This is a genomic window from Sorangium sp. So ce327, assembly GCF_051530205.1.
Lineage (GTDB): Bacteria > Myxococcota_A > Polyangia > Polyangiales > Polyangiaceae > Sorangium > Sorangium cellulosum_B.
On record NZ_CP150330.1, the window covers coordinates 8,591,087 to 8,603,918 of the forward strand.

Annotated in this window: 11 protein-coding genes; 4 read left to right on the plus strand and 7 right to left on the minus strand. The window is 70.9% G+C overall.

The features are described from left to right. The first annotated feature begins 76 nt into the window (after window positions 1–76). Entirely contained in the window at window positions 77–943 is an 867-nt protein-coding gene (locus tag WME95_RS32050; protein WP_437903153.1) for an oxygenase MpaB family protein, read from the plus strand. Window positions 944–1,060: 117 nt separating this feature from the next. Here the strand turns inward: WME95_RS32050 and WME95_RS32055 are convergent, their stop codons facing one another. Further along, a complete protein-coding gene (locus tag WME95_RS32055; RefSeq protein WP_437542659.1) occupies window positions 1,061–2,119 on the minus strand; it encodes a serine/threonine-protein kinase in 1,059 nt (352 codons plus the stop codon). A 165-nt stretch (window positions 2,120–2,284) separates the two neighbouring features. Between WME95_RS32055 and WME95_RS32060 the strand changes: the two genes are divergently transcribed. Further along, on the plus strand, window positions 2,285–3,316 hold the full coding sequence (locus tag WME95_RS32060) for an isocitrate/isopropylmalate dehydrogenase family protein (RefSeq protein ID WP_437903155.1): 1,032 nt from the start codon (window positions 2,285–2,287) through the stop codon (window positions 3,314–3,316). A gap of 55 nt (window positions 3,317–3,371) precedes the next feature. Here WME95_RS32060 and WME95_RS32065 read toward each other — a convergent pair whose 3' ends face one another. The 4 genes from WME95_RS32065 to WME95_RS32080 all read right to left on the minus strand — a co-directional run bounded on the left by WME95_RS32065 (window position 3,372) and on the right by WME95_RS32080 (window position 7,892). Continuing rightward, the gene (locus WME95_RS32065; RefSeq protein WP_437903157.1) at window positions 3,372–5,132 is read right to left on the minus strand and encodes an ATP-binding protein; all 1,761 of its coding nucleotides are present in this window, start codon (window positions 5,130–5,132) and stop codon (window positions 3,372–3,374) included. A 114-nt stretch (window positions 5,133–5,246) separates the two neighbouring features. Continuing rightward, on the minus strand, window positions 5,247–5,693 hold the full coding sequence (locus WME95_RS32070; RefSeq protein WP_437903159.1) for a gamma-glutamylcyclotransferase family protein: 447 nt from the start codon (window positions 5,691–5,693) through the stop codon (window positions 5,247–5,249). A gap of 782 nt (window positions 5,694–6,475) precedes the next feature. Further along, entirely contained in the window at window positions 6,476–7,060 is a 585-nt protein-coding gene (locus WME95_RS32075) for a DUF2378 family protein (RefSeq protein WP_437903160.1), read from the minus strand. A gap of 625 nt (window positions 7,061–7,685) precedes the next feature. Beyond that, the gene (locus tag WME95_RS32080) at window positions 7,686–7,892 is read right to left on the minus strand and encodes a hypothetical protein (protein WP_437903162.1); all 207 of its coding nucleotides are present in this window, start codon (window positions 7,890–7,892) and stop codon (window positions 7,686–7,688) included. 147 nt (window positions 7,893–8,039) lie between these two features. Between WME95_RS32080 and WME95_RS32085 the strand changes: the two genes are divergently transcribed. Beyond that, window positions 8,040–8,435, plus strand: coding sequence for a VOC family protein (locus tag WME95_RS32085; protein ID WP_437903163.1), 396 nt, complete (start codon window positions 8,040–8,042; stop codon window positions 8,433–8,435). 211 nt (window positions 8,436–8,646) lie between these two features. After that, complete coding sequence (locus WME95_RS32090; protein WP_437903165.1) at window positions 8,647–9,384, plus strand: M15 family metallopeptidase; 738 nt, start codon at window positions 8,647–8,649, stop codon at window positions 9,382–9,384. A 10-nt stretch (window positions 9,385–9,394) separates the two neighbouring features. Here the strand turns inward: WME95_RS32090 and WME95_RS32095 are convergent, their stop codons facing one another. Together WME95_RS32095 and WME95_RS32100 are read right to left on the minus strand one after the other, a co-directional pair. Then, window positions 9,395–9,883, minus strand: a complete 489-nt coding sequence (locus tag WME95_RS32095) for an acyl-CoA thioesterase (protein ID WP_012238407.1) — start codon at window positions 9,881–9,883, stop codon at window positions 9,395–9,397. A 65-nt stretch (window positions 9,884–9,948) separates the two neighbouring features. Continuing rightward, entirely contained in the window at window positions 9,949–12,798 is a 2,850-nt protein-coding gene (locus tag WME95_RS32100; RefSeq protein WP_437903166.1) for an ATP-binding protein, read from the minus strand. Between the last annotated feature and the right edge of the window lie 34 nt (window positions 12,799–12,832).

Below are 12,832 nucleotides of genomic sequence, written 5' to 3' on the forward strand. Positions count from 1 at the left end.
GATGTTTCCGCCAGGATGCGCGATGCATGATAGAAATGGACGCGTCATCGGGCGGATACACATCAGGAGATCTTCCATGCGCTGGGCCCCTCCCGAATCGCGATCGCGCTATGCGATCCGCGACCATATCGAAGCAAACCTGGATCCGGTCAAGGATCATCAGGAGATCGCATTTCTCTCGACGTGCTATGATTTCCCGTGGGACACGCAGCACGCCCTCGAGCTCGCGCTGTTCCGTGTCTTCGGGATCGCCAAGGGCACACCTCTCCTGGTGCAGACAGGGGAGTTCCTCCAGCGCACCCAGAAGCGCTACGACGACACCGTCCTCATCCTCTCCGAGATGCTGGAGAACGGATACGACAGCGAGCGCGGCCGGGCGGCGCTGCGGCGCATGAACCGGCAGCACGGGCGTTACGCCATCCCGAACGACGAGTACCTGTACACGCTGTCGACGTTCATCTTCGAGCCCATCCGCTGGAACGAGCGCTTCGCCTGGCGCGCGCTGCTCGAGAAGGAGAAGCTCGCGGCCTACCATTACTGGAAGCAGGTCGGGACGCTGATGAACATCAAGGATATCCCGCCGAGCTACGAGGCGTTCGAGCGGTTCAACCTCGATTACGAGGCGGAGCACCTGCGGTTCTCGGAGGACAACCGGAAGCTCGCCATCGCGACGCGGGACCTCGTGCTGGGCTGGGCGCTGCCGAGAGCGCTGCGGCCGCTCGGGGCGCCGGTCCTCCATGCGATGATCGATGATCGCATGCTCGACGCCGTCGGGCTGCCGCGGCCTCCGCCCGGGCTGCGCAACCTCGTGCAGGCGGCCCTCCGCGCGCGCGGCCCGCTCTTGCGGGCCATGCCGCGCCGACGCTCGCCGCGCCTGCTCACTCAGCTGAGGAACCGCACGTACCCGGACGGCTACCGTATCGAGGATCTCGGCGCGCGGTGACCAGCGCAGCTCCACGGGCCGGCGAGCCGAGCCGCCGCGCCGGGCGAGCGGCTGCCTGCTGGCTCAAGGCTGCCTGCTGGCTCAAGGCTGCCTGCCGGCTCAAGGCTGCCTGCCGGCTCAGGGCAGCTGGCGCCGCAGGAACTTGAGCGCCTCCCGGGCAGCGCGGTTCACCGGCTCGTAGGCGTCCGGGGTCGTCCTGAGCGGGGCGCCGATCGGCTCGCCGGGGCGGACGCCGAGGATGCGCTCGACGTCCTCCAGGAGCGATTGCATCGAGTCATAGCGGTTCCCGGGGGCCTTGCGGAGCGCGGTGGCGACCAGCGCCTCGATCCGCCGATCGATGCCGGGCCGGATCGAGCTGAGCCGGGGGGCCGGGGTGCAGGCGTGCTGGGCGACGACCACCACGTCGTCTGGCGAGGAGAACGGCAGCTGGCCGGCGAGCATGCGGAACATGGTGACGCCGAGGGCATAGATGTCGGTGCGGCCGTCGATGGGATCGGCGAGGGCCTGCTCCGGAGCCATGTAGGGGACCGTGCCCAGCACGAGACCGGCGGCGGTGGTGGGGCCCGTCTTCAGCTTCGCGAAGCCGAAATCCATCATCTTGAGCACGCGCGGGCCGCCCTGGGAGCGGACGAGGAACAGGTTGTCCGGCTTCACGTCGCGGTGGATGACGCCGGCCGCGTGCGCCGAGGCGAGCGCCGACGCCGCCTGCCGTATCAGCGGGAGCGCGACGGCCTCGCTCACGGCCACCTCGCGGCGGAGCAGGACGCCGAGCGACTCGCCGGTGAGCAGCTCGAGCACGATGAACGGGGACCCGTCCTTGCGCTCGCCCGCGTCGAGGACCCGGATGATGTTGGGGTGCCCGAGCTCGGCCGCCGCCTCGAGCTCGCGGAGGAACCGCTCGCGCTGGGCCCGATCGGCGGCGAAGCTGCGGTTCAGGATCTTGATCGCGACCTGCTCCTTCGTGCGGCTGTCCGCCGCGAGGTACACGCGCGACATGCCGCCGGCGCCGATGAAGCCCTGGATCACATAGCGATCCTCGAGGATGGCGCCGAACTGCCGCGTCGGCTGCGCCGGCGGCGGCGCGGCCGACAGCGACTGGACGAGGCGCGCGCCGTCGTCGGGGCAGAAGCCGTACGAGCGATCGGTGTACGCGCGGTGGCAGCGCGGGCAAATCATGGGACCCGGGTCATGATGGCGGCGGGGGCGGGGATCCTCAAGGGACTTGCGGGCGGGCGGCGCGCGGCGCCGCTCCCGGCGAGGTGGATCGCGGCACGCACCTCGGCTATGCGTGCGCCTTTCCTCGTCGACGCGACGATTCACCCCGAGATCGAGAGACAGCCCGTGACCTCACAGAAGCACCCTGCGACCCTCATCCCCGGCGACGGCATCGGCCCCGAGATCGTGGACGCGACGCTGCGCGCCCTCGACGCGCTCGGCGCGCCTTTTGAATGGGAGACGTGCGTGGCCGGCATGGCCGGCGTCAAGGACGCGGGCGACCCGCTGCCGCGGGCCACGCTCGACAGCATCCACCGCACGCAGCTCGCGCTCAAGGGGCCGCTCGAGACGCCGATCGGCGGCGGGTACCGCTCGTCCAACGTGCGCCTGCGGCAGGAGTTCAAGCTCTTCGCCAACGTGCGCCCCGCGCGGACGCTGATCCCGGGCGGCCGCTTCGAGAACATCGACATCGTGCTCGTGCGGGAGAACCTCGAGGGCCTCTACGTCGGCTTCGAGCACTACATCCCGATCGGCAGCGACGAGCACGCGGTGGCGATCGGCTCGGGCGTGAACACCCGGGTCGGCTCGCGCCGCATCGCCGAGTTCGCCTACGACTACGCCGAGAAGAACGGCCGCAAGAAGGTCACCATCGTCCACAAGGCGAACATCATGAAGGCGCTCACGGGCATCTTCCTGGAGACGTCGCGCGAGGTGAGCAAGGGCTACGAGGGCCGCGTGGCGACCGACGAGCGGATCGTGGACGCGTGCGCGATGCAGCTCGTGCTGAACCCGTGGCAGTTCGACGTCATCGTCACGACGAACCTCTTCGGGGACATCCTCTCGGACGAGATCGCGGGCCTCATCGGCGGCCTCGGCATGGCGCCGGGGGCGAACATCGGCCAGCACGCCGCGATCTTCGAGGCGGTGCACGGCTCGGCGCCGGACATCGCCGGCAAGGGCGTGGCGAACCCGATCGCGCTCATGCTCGCCGCCGCGATGATGCTCGACCACGTGGGCCACCGGGAGCTCGCCGTCCGCCTGCGCGCCGGCATCGACGGGGCGCTGAACCTGGACGGGGTCCGCACCCGAGATCTCGGTGGCAAGGCGGACACGAAGACGCTCACCGACGCCATCGTGGCGCGCATCAAGAACGGCTGAGCGGCGACGTCATCACGGCTGTCCTCGCGCCTTCGCCGCGACGCAGCCCGCGGGGTCAGCCGCCGCGCGAGAGCGGGAGCGTGAAGTGGAAGGACGTCGTCTCGTCCGGCTCGCTCTGCGCCCAGATCCTGCCTCCGTGCGCCTCGACGATGCCCTTGCAGATGTAGAGCCCGAGGCCCGTGCCGGGCGGGCGGCTCCTGGATGGATCCGACGAGAGCCGCTGGAAGCGCTGGAACAGCCTCGGCAGCTCGTCCGGCGAGATCCCGGGCCCGCGGTTCTCGATGGCGATCTCGAGCTCGGCGTCGCGGAGAGAGAGCGTCACGCGGATCGGCGCGTCGGGGTCGCCGTACTTGGCGGCGTTGAGAAGGAGGTTTCCGAGCACCTGGTCCATGCGCGCCGCGTCCGCGTGGACGGGCGGCACGTCGTCGTCGGCGGTGAGCACGACGGCGTGCTCTGGCCGCTCCGCAGCTGCGAGCTCGACGGCGGCGTGGAGGAGGGCGCGCAGATCGGTCGGCCGCCGATCGAGGGAGAAGCGCCGCGCCTCGAGCTTGGAGGCGTCGAGCAGGTCCTCGGTCATCCGCTCGAGCCGCTGGACGCTGGCAAGGATCTTCCCGCTCCACGCCTGGATTCTGTCGTCTTCGGATCGGCGCGACAGCATGCCCGCGCACGCGGCGATCGCGGTGAGCGGCTGCTTGAGATCGTGCGCCACGATGGAGAGCCATTCCTCGCGGAGCCGCTCGCGCTCCATGAAATGGGTGACGTCTTCGTAGCTGGCGATGGCCCCGAGGATCGCCCCCTGGTCGTCCCGGATGGGGCCTGCGCTCACCACGACGGGGATGTTGCTCCCGTCGGCCCGCTGGAGATACAGCTCGGCGCAGATCGTCCCCTCGCCGCGCGCCGCGCGGACGAGGGGCATCTCGTGGTGCGAGAGCGGCCGTCCTGTCGGCTCGCACAGGCGCGCGTGCTGGGCGGCCCCGAACGCCGTGAGGGGGTGAGGGCCGGCGCAGAGTTGCTCGCAGCGGCGGCTAGCGACGAGCGAGTGCCGTCCGCGCTCATCGAAGACGGCGATGGCAACGGGGAAGTCCTCGATGATGCTGCGCAGCCACTGCTGCTCCGCCGCGAGCCGGTCCTCTGCCTCCCGGCGCGCGGTCTGGGCGTCCAGGAGGAGGCCCTCGGCGCGGTGCTGCGCCGGCGAGCTCGCGCTGCCGGCGTCGTCGGATCCGCGAGGGTGGAGCTCGGTTCGCTTGTCGCCCTCGCGCTCGACGGACCCGAGCGCGAGGGCGAAGAGGGCGCCGAGCGCCTGGACGCGCGGGATGAGCTCGTGCGGGGCCGGGCTGCGTTCGCCGAAGGCGCACGTGAGGACGCCCAGCGGCCGCGCAGCGCCGAGCAGGGGGGCGGCCAGCACCCAGCAGGGCCTCAGGCAGGCGTCGATGGCGCGGACGTCGGAGAGGCGCTCGATGACCGCCGCGTCCGCCGCGGTGTGCTCGATGCGGCAGCTCTCTGCGGCGAGCAGGACGAGGGACGGGGTGCTCGTGAGATCGTCGAGCGCGCCGGCGAGCGCGCCGGGCAGGCCGGAAGAGGCGAGCAGGCGGACATGGAGCGCCCGCTCGGTCGGCCAGCGCGCCCCGTGGAGGAGCGCGATGTCGGCGCCGAGCAGCCGGACCGCCTGCTGGACGATGGTGTTGTGGATCTGCTGCCGGTCGAGCTTCCCGGCGAGCGCGGCGCACGCCTCGACGACCGCCTCCGCCAGCTGGGCCGCGGGAGCGAGCTCTCCGTTCGCGGCGGAGGGCTGGTCGTTCGCCGAGATCGTCGTCACGCGTCCCTCGAAGCCTTGGACTAGCACCTGCTGAGGGAGGTGCCGCTCGAGCGGAAGGGTTACGTACCGGTCAAACGGAGCGGTCGAGCGGGCGGAGGCTCGCCTGTGTGGCTCTCATCGGGGGGGCGGGTCGAAGCGGCGCTTCGCCCAGCTCACGAGCGGGCTGTTGTCCCGGGCCCGCACGGCGCCGGGCGCGCCGCGGCGCTTCCGCCAGTCGCCCTCGCGGACGCGCCGGCACCCGGCCGCCTGCTCCATCGAGAGGAGGTATGCCTGGGCTTCCCGCCCGCCGGCGAGGCGGATGTTGGCTCGCCGGTGCAAGATCGGGTGTCCCCGGTGGACGTCGAGCGCGGCGAGCGCGGCCGGCGCGATGGCGTAGAGCTCGCCGGTCACGGCGACGAGCCCGCCTTGCACGAGAGCGCCGGTCGTCCCCAGATCGACGAGCGCGTACTCGGGGGTCGTTGTCGCCTCTCCGAGCGGGCGGGCTGTCGCGAGCCATTCGTGCTGCTCCTCGCCCTTCATGAGGTTGTCGTAAACGAAGAGCACCATCTCATGGGTCGTCATTGGCGTGGTCCTCGGGACGGGCTCTGCGGCCCGGCTCCGACGCTCGCAAAGCGAGGGCGCGAGCGCAAGGCTGCTCGGACCGACGCAGGCGAGGCCGTGGCGAGACTGTAGTCCCAGAGGAATGTTGCACCTGTGTACCTCTGGAGAGCTGCGGTTCTTGTGGAGGATCCGCCAATTCCAAGGCGCCTCCACCACTGCCGACAGTGCCCCATGCTCGCTTGACGCTCGCGTTCGTAATAACTCGACATTTCTCCTGTCCAGCGCGAATGCCGCATTCATCCAGCCGAGCATTCACCTTCTCGGGAGGCGACCTCGATCCATCAACAGCGATTCTCGATCAACTCGTGTTGAAACGATGACCTTTATGGTCGCCGATTTCGTTGAGACGGCCGCAAGCCGACTCCACTCGTCGCGATTCGATAGTTTTTGAATTGCCCGTCCTGATGCACCGGCCTTACCTGAAGACGCGCATCGACGTCGGGACCGCTCCACCATCGGATCCCCCTCCCCCCACCACCGTAGCGCCGGCGGGAGGGTCCACGCGGCGGGGGCGGGTGGGCGCGGCGAGCACCGACCGAGGTGCCATAAGGTCGCAGCGGGCTCCACGTCTCAGGCGCGCCTTGTGTGGCGCGCAACATAACGTCCCAGCAGGCATGGCCCGAAGGGAGACATGCCGGGTGGTGTTCTCAGCGCAAGCGCCTCGGCCCCCGTCTTGGCGGATGGCCGAGCGCCCACCCGCCCCCGCCGCGTGGACCCTCCCGCCGGCGCGGGCCTCTCGTGGGCTACCAGCTAACCAGGAACTGAAGCGTCTCCGCCCCTCGCACCTCGACCGAGATGGTCGGCTTGGCGCCATACCCCATGACGAGCGCCTCGAAGTTCCCCAGCGGGTACTCCAGCGTACCGCGGTGGCAGCTGATGTCGATCTGCACCTCCGACGGCCCCAGCTGCCGCGCCCTGGCCAGCGGCCCCTTCACGAGCGCGCCCAGGCTGCCCGTGTAGCGCATCAGCGCGGCGCCCGGATCGGTCGCCAGGTGCATCGTGATCCGGCCGAGCGCGCTTTCCCTGAAGGCCCCGACCTGCTGCCGCGCGAGGCGACGGTAGCCCTCCCGCGAGCTCCGGTTCGGGTGCGAGAGCCGCGCAGCCGCGTCGTAGAGGCGCAAGAAATCGCGCGTCGGATAGTCCGAGAACGGCAGGTAGAGCCCACCCCTCGGCGGGCTCGACAACGTCGACACCACCTGCGCGAAACGCTCCCCGAGCGTCGCGGCCAGCGCGTTGAAGAACATCCCCTTCATCGCGTAGGACTCGGGGACCCCCGCCACCACGGCGTCGATGTCGATGTTGCCGAGGAGCGGATCGGAAGGACGCACCTCGAACGAAGCTCCGTTCGGCCCGACAAGCAGCCCGTCTGTGGACGGTGCGCTCGGCGGCGCGACGCTTCGGGGCACGGCGCGCATGACACCGCTCTTGGGGATCGGCGTCTCGTTCGCTTGCCGGCGCTGGTCGCTGCGGACCTCTTTCATAGGGAGCTCGCCGCAAAAAAAAGACTCAACACAAAGGCCGCTTGCGGCAACCACCGCAGCGAAGGGCACGCGATCCACCTAGCAACGGCCATGCCGACCGCTCAATGAACGAGTCACCGCGTGAACAAGGGGTTCATGCCAGATTTCCCTTGCATGGATGAAACGCTGGTTCAGCGGTGCAACCGCGCGGAGATGACCGGGACGGCGTTCATCTCCGCTCAGGCCGGCCCACGCGTCTGCGGCGGCACACACCCGCCAGCGTCCCAAGTCGAAGGAACACCGCGTCAACGCGCCGTGAGGCCCGCGTCAAGTTGCCTCGAGGCTCGCCTCGATGTGCCTTGAAGTTCGCGTCACTACGCCCCAAGACGCGCCGTGAGGCTCGAGTTGACGCACCGGGAGCGCCGAGCTGGCGGAGCCTTGCTCGCGCCTTGGACGCTCCTCGGCCCTGAAGGACCGTCGAGCGGCGGCGGTTTCACGCGAGCACCGCGTACGCCTGCCCACGATGAATTTGGTGGGCGACGAGGTGGGCCTGCGCGCTCGCCACGCGCTCGACCTGGACGTGGCGCGCGTGCAGAAGCCGCACTTCGCCGCGCAGAAGCCGCACCTCGCCGCGCAGAAGCCGCACTTCGGCGCCGAGCGTGGGGAGCCTCTGGTTCGACCAGGCGTCGTGCTCTGCCATCGATCGAAACGTGGTAAGGGGGGTTCATGCGCGAGAGCTCCGCGCCTCGCTCGCGCCGTCCATCGAGCGAGGCTGCTGACCGGACGCTGTCAGCAGCGCCGCCCTAGGATGCCGGCGCGTGGGGCAGGACCCCCCGAGGAGGACCTCATGAACACAGGACTGGGTGGCGTGATCGTCTATGTGCCCGACGCGGTGGAAGCCGCGGCGTTCTACGAGCGCGCGTTCGGCTTCGAGCGCGGCTTCGTCTCCAGCGACAACGACTACTGCGAGCTGAAGGGCAGGGTGCCCCTCGGGTTCGTGCAGGAGGACTTCGCCCAGAAGGGCCTCCCGGAGCTCGCGAAGAACAGGCCGGGCGAGCGCCCCGCCGGGTTCGAGATCATCGTCACCAGCGAGGACGTCGACGCGGCGTTCGCGCGCGCCGTGAAGGCCGGCGCGGCCCCCGTGTCGGAACCCCACGACAAGCCCTGGGGCCAGCGCGTCTCCTACGTGCGCGACCTGAACGGCGTCCTCGTGGAGATCTGCTCGCCCTGGGGCTCTCCATGAGCTCGCGAGAGCTCACCGCATGAGCTCGCCGCAGCTCACCCCATGAGCTCGCCGCAGCTCACCCCATGAGCCGACACCGACCGTGCGATCGCGAGCGACGCGCCGCGCCGGCCGCCGCGAGAATGCGCTCGTGCCCCTGACGGTGCTTCTCCTGACAGGCTTTTACGGCAAGTCCTTGCCGCGCCTGACGCGGCCTGCTTAACCTCCGGCCGTGAACGCGAACGGACGGACACGGGTGCACCTGCTCGTGGCAGCAGCGATCGCCCTGCTCGCGGCCGGCCCCTCGGGGCTCGGCGGCGGGCCCGTCGCGGAGGCCAAGGAGCCGGCCCGGGGAAAGAAGGCGAAGAGCTACGAGTGCCGCGTCCAGAGCCCGCAGAAGTTCCTGAAGCGGCGCACCTTCGTCCAGAAGGGGATGCTCAACCCGAAGAAGCACGCCAAGGCGGTCCGCTACCTCGCCGAGCACTACGGCCACGTCGAGACCGAGGAGACGCGGCGCCACAACGCCGAGAGCGCCCACTCCCAGGCGACGAACGTGCAGTTCATGGGCCTCCCGCTCTCCGTCCACGAGAAGATCGCGCCCGCGCTCCACTGCGTCGAGAAGCGGATCCGCTCGACGTGCACCCGCAAGTCCCGCCGCTACACGCCGCGCGCGGTCGGCGGGTTCCGCACGGCGAACAGCTACCGCGGCGCCGAGATCTCGAACCACCTCTTCGGCATCGCCATCGACATCGATCCCGACCGGAATCCGTGCTGCGGCTGCGTCGACCCGTGGCCCACGAGCCCGCTGTGCCAGGAGAAGAAGCGCTCTGCCTACGAGCGCACGGCCCTGTCCCGCTGCTGGATCAAGGCGTTCGAGCGCTACGGCTTCGACTGGCTCGGCCACGACGACCTCGAGGACACGATGCACTTCGAGTTCCTCGGGGATCCCGACCGGATCAAGAAGAAGTAGCGCGCGGCGATCACGCGCCGCGGCCGCCCCCGCGCCGTGAGAGCCGCCGCGCGCGCCGCTCCGCCGCGGCCTCAGCGAGGCGGCGATCGTCGTCCGTCTCGAGGAGGATCGGCGGCACCGAGGTCGGCCTGAGCGACGCGTCGACGGCCACGAACGTCACGAAGGCCGTGACCATGGGCCAGATGGCGCCCGTCATCGCGTCCTCCCCCTCGACCGACACCAGGATCTCGAGCGACGTGCGGAAGGTCGCCGTCACCCGCGCGGCCAGACGGACGACCTGACCGACCTTGATCCCATGATCGAACGAGAGGTCGTCGATGCCCGCGGTGACGACCGCGCTGCCGGTGTGCCGCTGCGCGCAGATGGCAGCGCACAGGTCGATCCACGCGAGCACCTGGCCGCCGAAGATCGAGCCGAGCGCGTTCGTGTGCGTCGGCAGGACGTACTCGGTCATCGTCGTGACCGACTCGGAGACGCGCTTCTCGTGCGGGGCCTTCACCCGGCATGCGTATCACGGGCGCCCCCCCGCGCCAGAGCACGCCGGCCCGCCCGGGTCGCCCGGCCTCAGCTGGAGGTCGAGGCCCTGCCTGGGCTCGGGAAAGACGACGGCTCTTCGGGGACCGGCGAGCGGCCAGGGCTCGCGCTGACCGACGACTTCGTGGGGACCGACTGGCCCGGCGGGCCCGTCGGGAGCGTGGGCTCGTCCTCCAGGCGCACCGACGTGACCTTCAGCCGCGCGAAGATCGCCTCGGCCTTCTCGTTCATCGCCACCGCCTCGCGCCGCGCCGCCATGTTCGCCACGAAGCTGCGATCGGTCGTCAGGAACCGCGCGTAGGCCTGGAACGTGCGCGCGAGCTCGAGCTCGTTCCCCGTCTCCTCGAAGATGCTCACCGAGCGCGCGAAATAGGCGCGCGCGCTCTTCGTGTGCGCGCTGCCCCAGCCGCCCGCCGCCGTGATCTCGCCGAGCGTCCGGAGCGCGATGCCGAGGTGCACCTTGCTCCGGACCGAGGCGAACAGGTCCACCGCCCGGCTGATCGAGTCGCGCGCCTTCTCCAGATCGCCCCGGAGCATGTAGGCCTTCCCCAGGGCGCGCCGCGCCTCGGCCAGGCCGAGCCGGTCGCCGAGCTCGTCGCAGAGCTCCTCGGCCTGCTGCAGCACGCGCACCGCCTCGTCGGGATCGCCGCTCCGGTAGAGCGTCCCGCCGATGTTCGTCAGGATCAGCGCCGTCCTGTTCCGATCGCCGACCTGCCGCGCCACCTCCAGCGCCTCCTCGAAGAGCTCGAGGGCGTGGCGGTGATCGCGCTGGTCCTGCGCGATCATGCCGAGGTTGTTCAGGCTCATCACGACGCCGAGCAGGTCCGAGATCTCGCGCCGGATCGCGAGCGACCGCTCGAACGTGTTGAGCGCCTGCTTGAACTCGCCCGAGTCCTGCAGGGCGAGGCCGAGGTTGTTCAGCGACAGCGCGATCGAGCGGCGATCCCCCATCCGCTCGCGGCGGGCGAGCGCGTCGCGCAGCCATTTCAGCGCCTCCTGGTACTCGCCCCGGAGCCAGTGCAGCTTGCCGATGTCGTCGATCGTCGAGGCGATCCCCCGCTCGTCCCGCGCGCCCTCGAAGAGGCGGAGCGCGGTCGTGAGGTGCTTGCCGGCCTCGTCGAGCGAGCCGCTGTCGCGGTAGAGCCGCCCGATGCGGTTGTGCGCCGCCCCGCCCTTGCGCCGGTTGTCGAGCCGGTAGGCGAGCGTCAGCATCTCGCGGAACGCGGCGAGCGCGTCGTCGATGCGCCCGGCGAGCTGGAGGACGTCGCCGTAGTCGTGGAGCGCGTCGATGCGCCGCGCGACGTGCGCGTCGCCGAGCAGCGAGAGCCCGCGCGCGTAGTACTCCGCCGCCTTCGCGTTCGAGTAGCGCCCGCGCGCCACGTCCCCGGCGTCGAGCAGCGAGAGCCCCGCCCGCACCGCGTCGCCGATGCGCTCGCGGTGCGTCGCGAGCTCGGCGAGGAGCTCCTCGCTCGCGCGCACCGCCACCTGCTGCTCCAGCCACTCGGCGATCGCGTGGTGGTACCGCCGCTGGGCCGCGGCGCTCATCCGCTTCTGGAGCGCCTCGCGCTCCTTGGCGTGCACGAACACGTACTCGTCCGAGCCGGCGAAGCTCGACTCGCTCTGCTTGCGCAGGTAGCCGCGGTCGCACAGCGAGCGCAGCGCGGCGTTGATCCGGTCGAGATCCTTGTCGCTCTGCTCCTCCCCCCACAGGTCGGGGGCCTGACTGCCGGCCCTGCCGAGGACGAACAGCGCGCCGCTCCAGAACACCGGGCCGATCGTCGCGGCCTGCTCGAGCAGCTGCCGGCCGTCGTGATCGAGCGCGGCGAGGCGGACGTTCACGGCGTCCTCGACCGTCATCGGCAGGCGCGCCGTCGACAGCTTCCCGAGGTGCACGCGCCAGCGCGGCCCGCCCGCGGAGTCGGGCGAGAGCTCCTCGATCACGCCCTGCTCGTGGCAGATGCGGACCATCTGCTCGAGCAGCGCCGGGTTGCCGTTCGCGAAGGAGCAGGCCGCCTCGACGAGCTCCGACGGCACGCCCGGCTGGGACTGCGGCTCGGCGCGCCGAACATCGTCGACGACGTCGGTGATGACGACATCGTCGCTCCCGCGCGGCGCGCAGGGCGCCAGCAGCGCCCTCGCCATCTCCGCCGCGGCGGCCTCGCCGAGCGGCGTGAGCTCGAGGAGCGCGTGGCGCCGGTCGCCGACCTTGCCCCAGTCTTCCTGGCGGGTGAGCAGCTCCGGGCGGGCGGCGCAGACGATCAGGACCGGGCCCGTGAGGTACTCGATGAGGTAGCGCAGGAGCGCGAGGGAGTCGTCGTGGGCCGCGTGGAGGTCCTCGAAGATGAGGCACAGGGGGCCGTGGACGGCGTCCGCCTCGAGGAACGCCTTCAGGACGGCGCGACGGATGAGGTCGGCCTGCGCGGGATCGTCCTGCACCGCGCGGGTGAGCGGGCTGTCGCCGAACGCGAGCCCGATGAACTGGCCGAGGAAGTAGATGACGTCGCCGACCTTGCGGTCGCCCATCACGTGCGCGACCTGCGAGCGGACCTCGGCGCGGGCCGCGTCCTTGTCCATGCCGTCGGAGAGGCCGAAGCGGGCGCGCAGGAGCCGGGTGAAGACGCCGTACGCGGACGCCATGTCGCCGGTGCTGCCCGAGGTGACGCGCAGCGCGGCGGAGCCCTGGCGCCGCCGCTCGAGGAGCTCGCGCACGAGCCTGCTCTTGCCGATGCCCGGCGGGCCGACGAGCGTCACGGTCCGCGTGGAGCGCTCCCGCTCGACCGCGTCGAGCGCGCGGGCCAGGGCGGACAGCTCCGCCTCGCGCCCGATCAGCGGCGCGAGGGCGGGCGGCGCCGCGCCAATTGCACTGTCCTCTCGGCTCATCTCCTGGCCTCCACGTCCCCGGGTGCCGCAGCGC

What these genes read in the sequence shown, in the direction of transcription:
- WME95_RS32080 (WP_437903162.1), bottom strand. Translation starts at nt 7,892, where the DNA reads ATGGCAGAGCACGACGCCTGGTCGAACCAGAGGCTCCCCACGCTCGGC.
- WME95_RS32085 (WP_437903163.1), top strand. Translation starts at nt 8,040, where the DNA reads ATGAACACAGGACTGGGTGGCGTGATCGTCTATGTGCCCGACGCGGTG.
- WME95_RS32070 (WP_437903159.1), bottom strand. Translation starts at nt 5,693, where the DNA reads ATGACGACCCATGAGATGGTGCTCTTCGTTTACGACAACCTCATGAAG.
- WME95_RS32100 (WP_437903166.1), bottom strand. Translation starts at nt 12,798, where the DNA reads ATGAGCCGAGAGGACAGTGCAATTGGCGCGGCGCCGCCCGCCCTCGCG.
- WME95_RS32050 (WP_437903153.1), top strand. Translation starts at nt 77, where the DNA reads ATGCGCTGGGCCCCTCCCGAATCGCGATCGCGCTATGCGATCCGCGAC.
- WME95_RS32055 (WP_437542659.1), bottom strand. Translation starts at nt 2,119, where the DNA reads ATGATTTGCCCGCGCTGCCACCGCGCGTACACCGATCGCTCGTACGGC.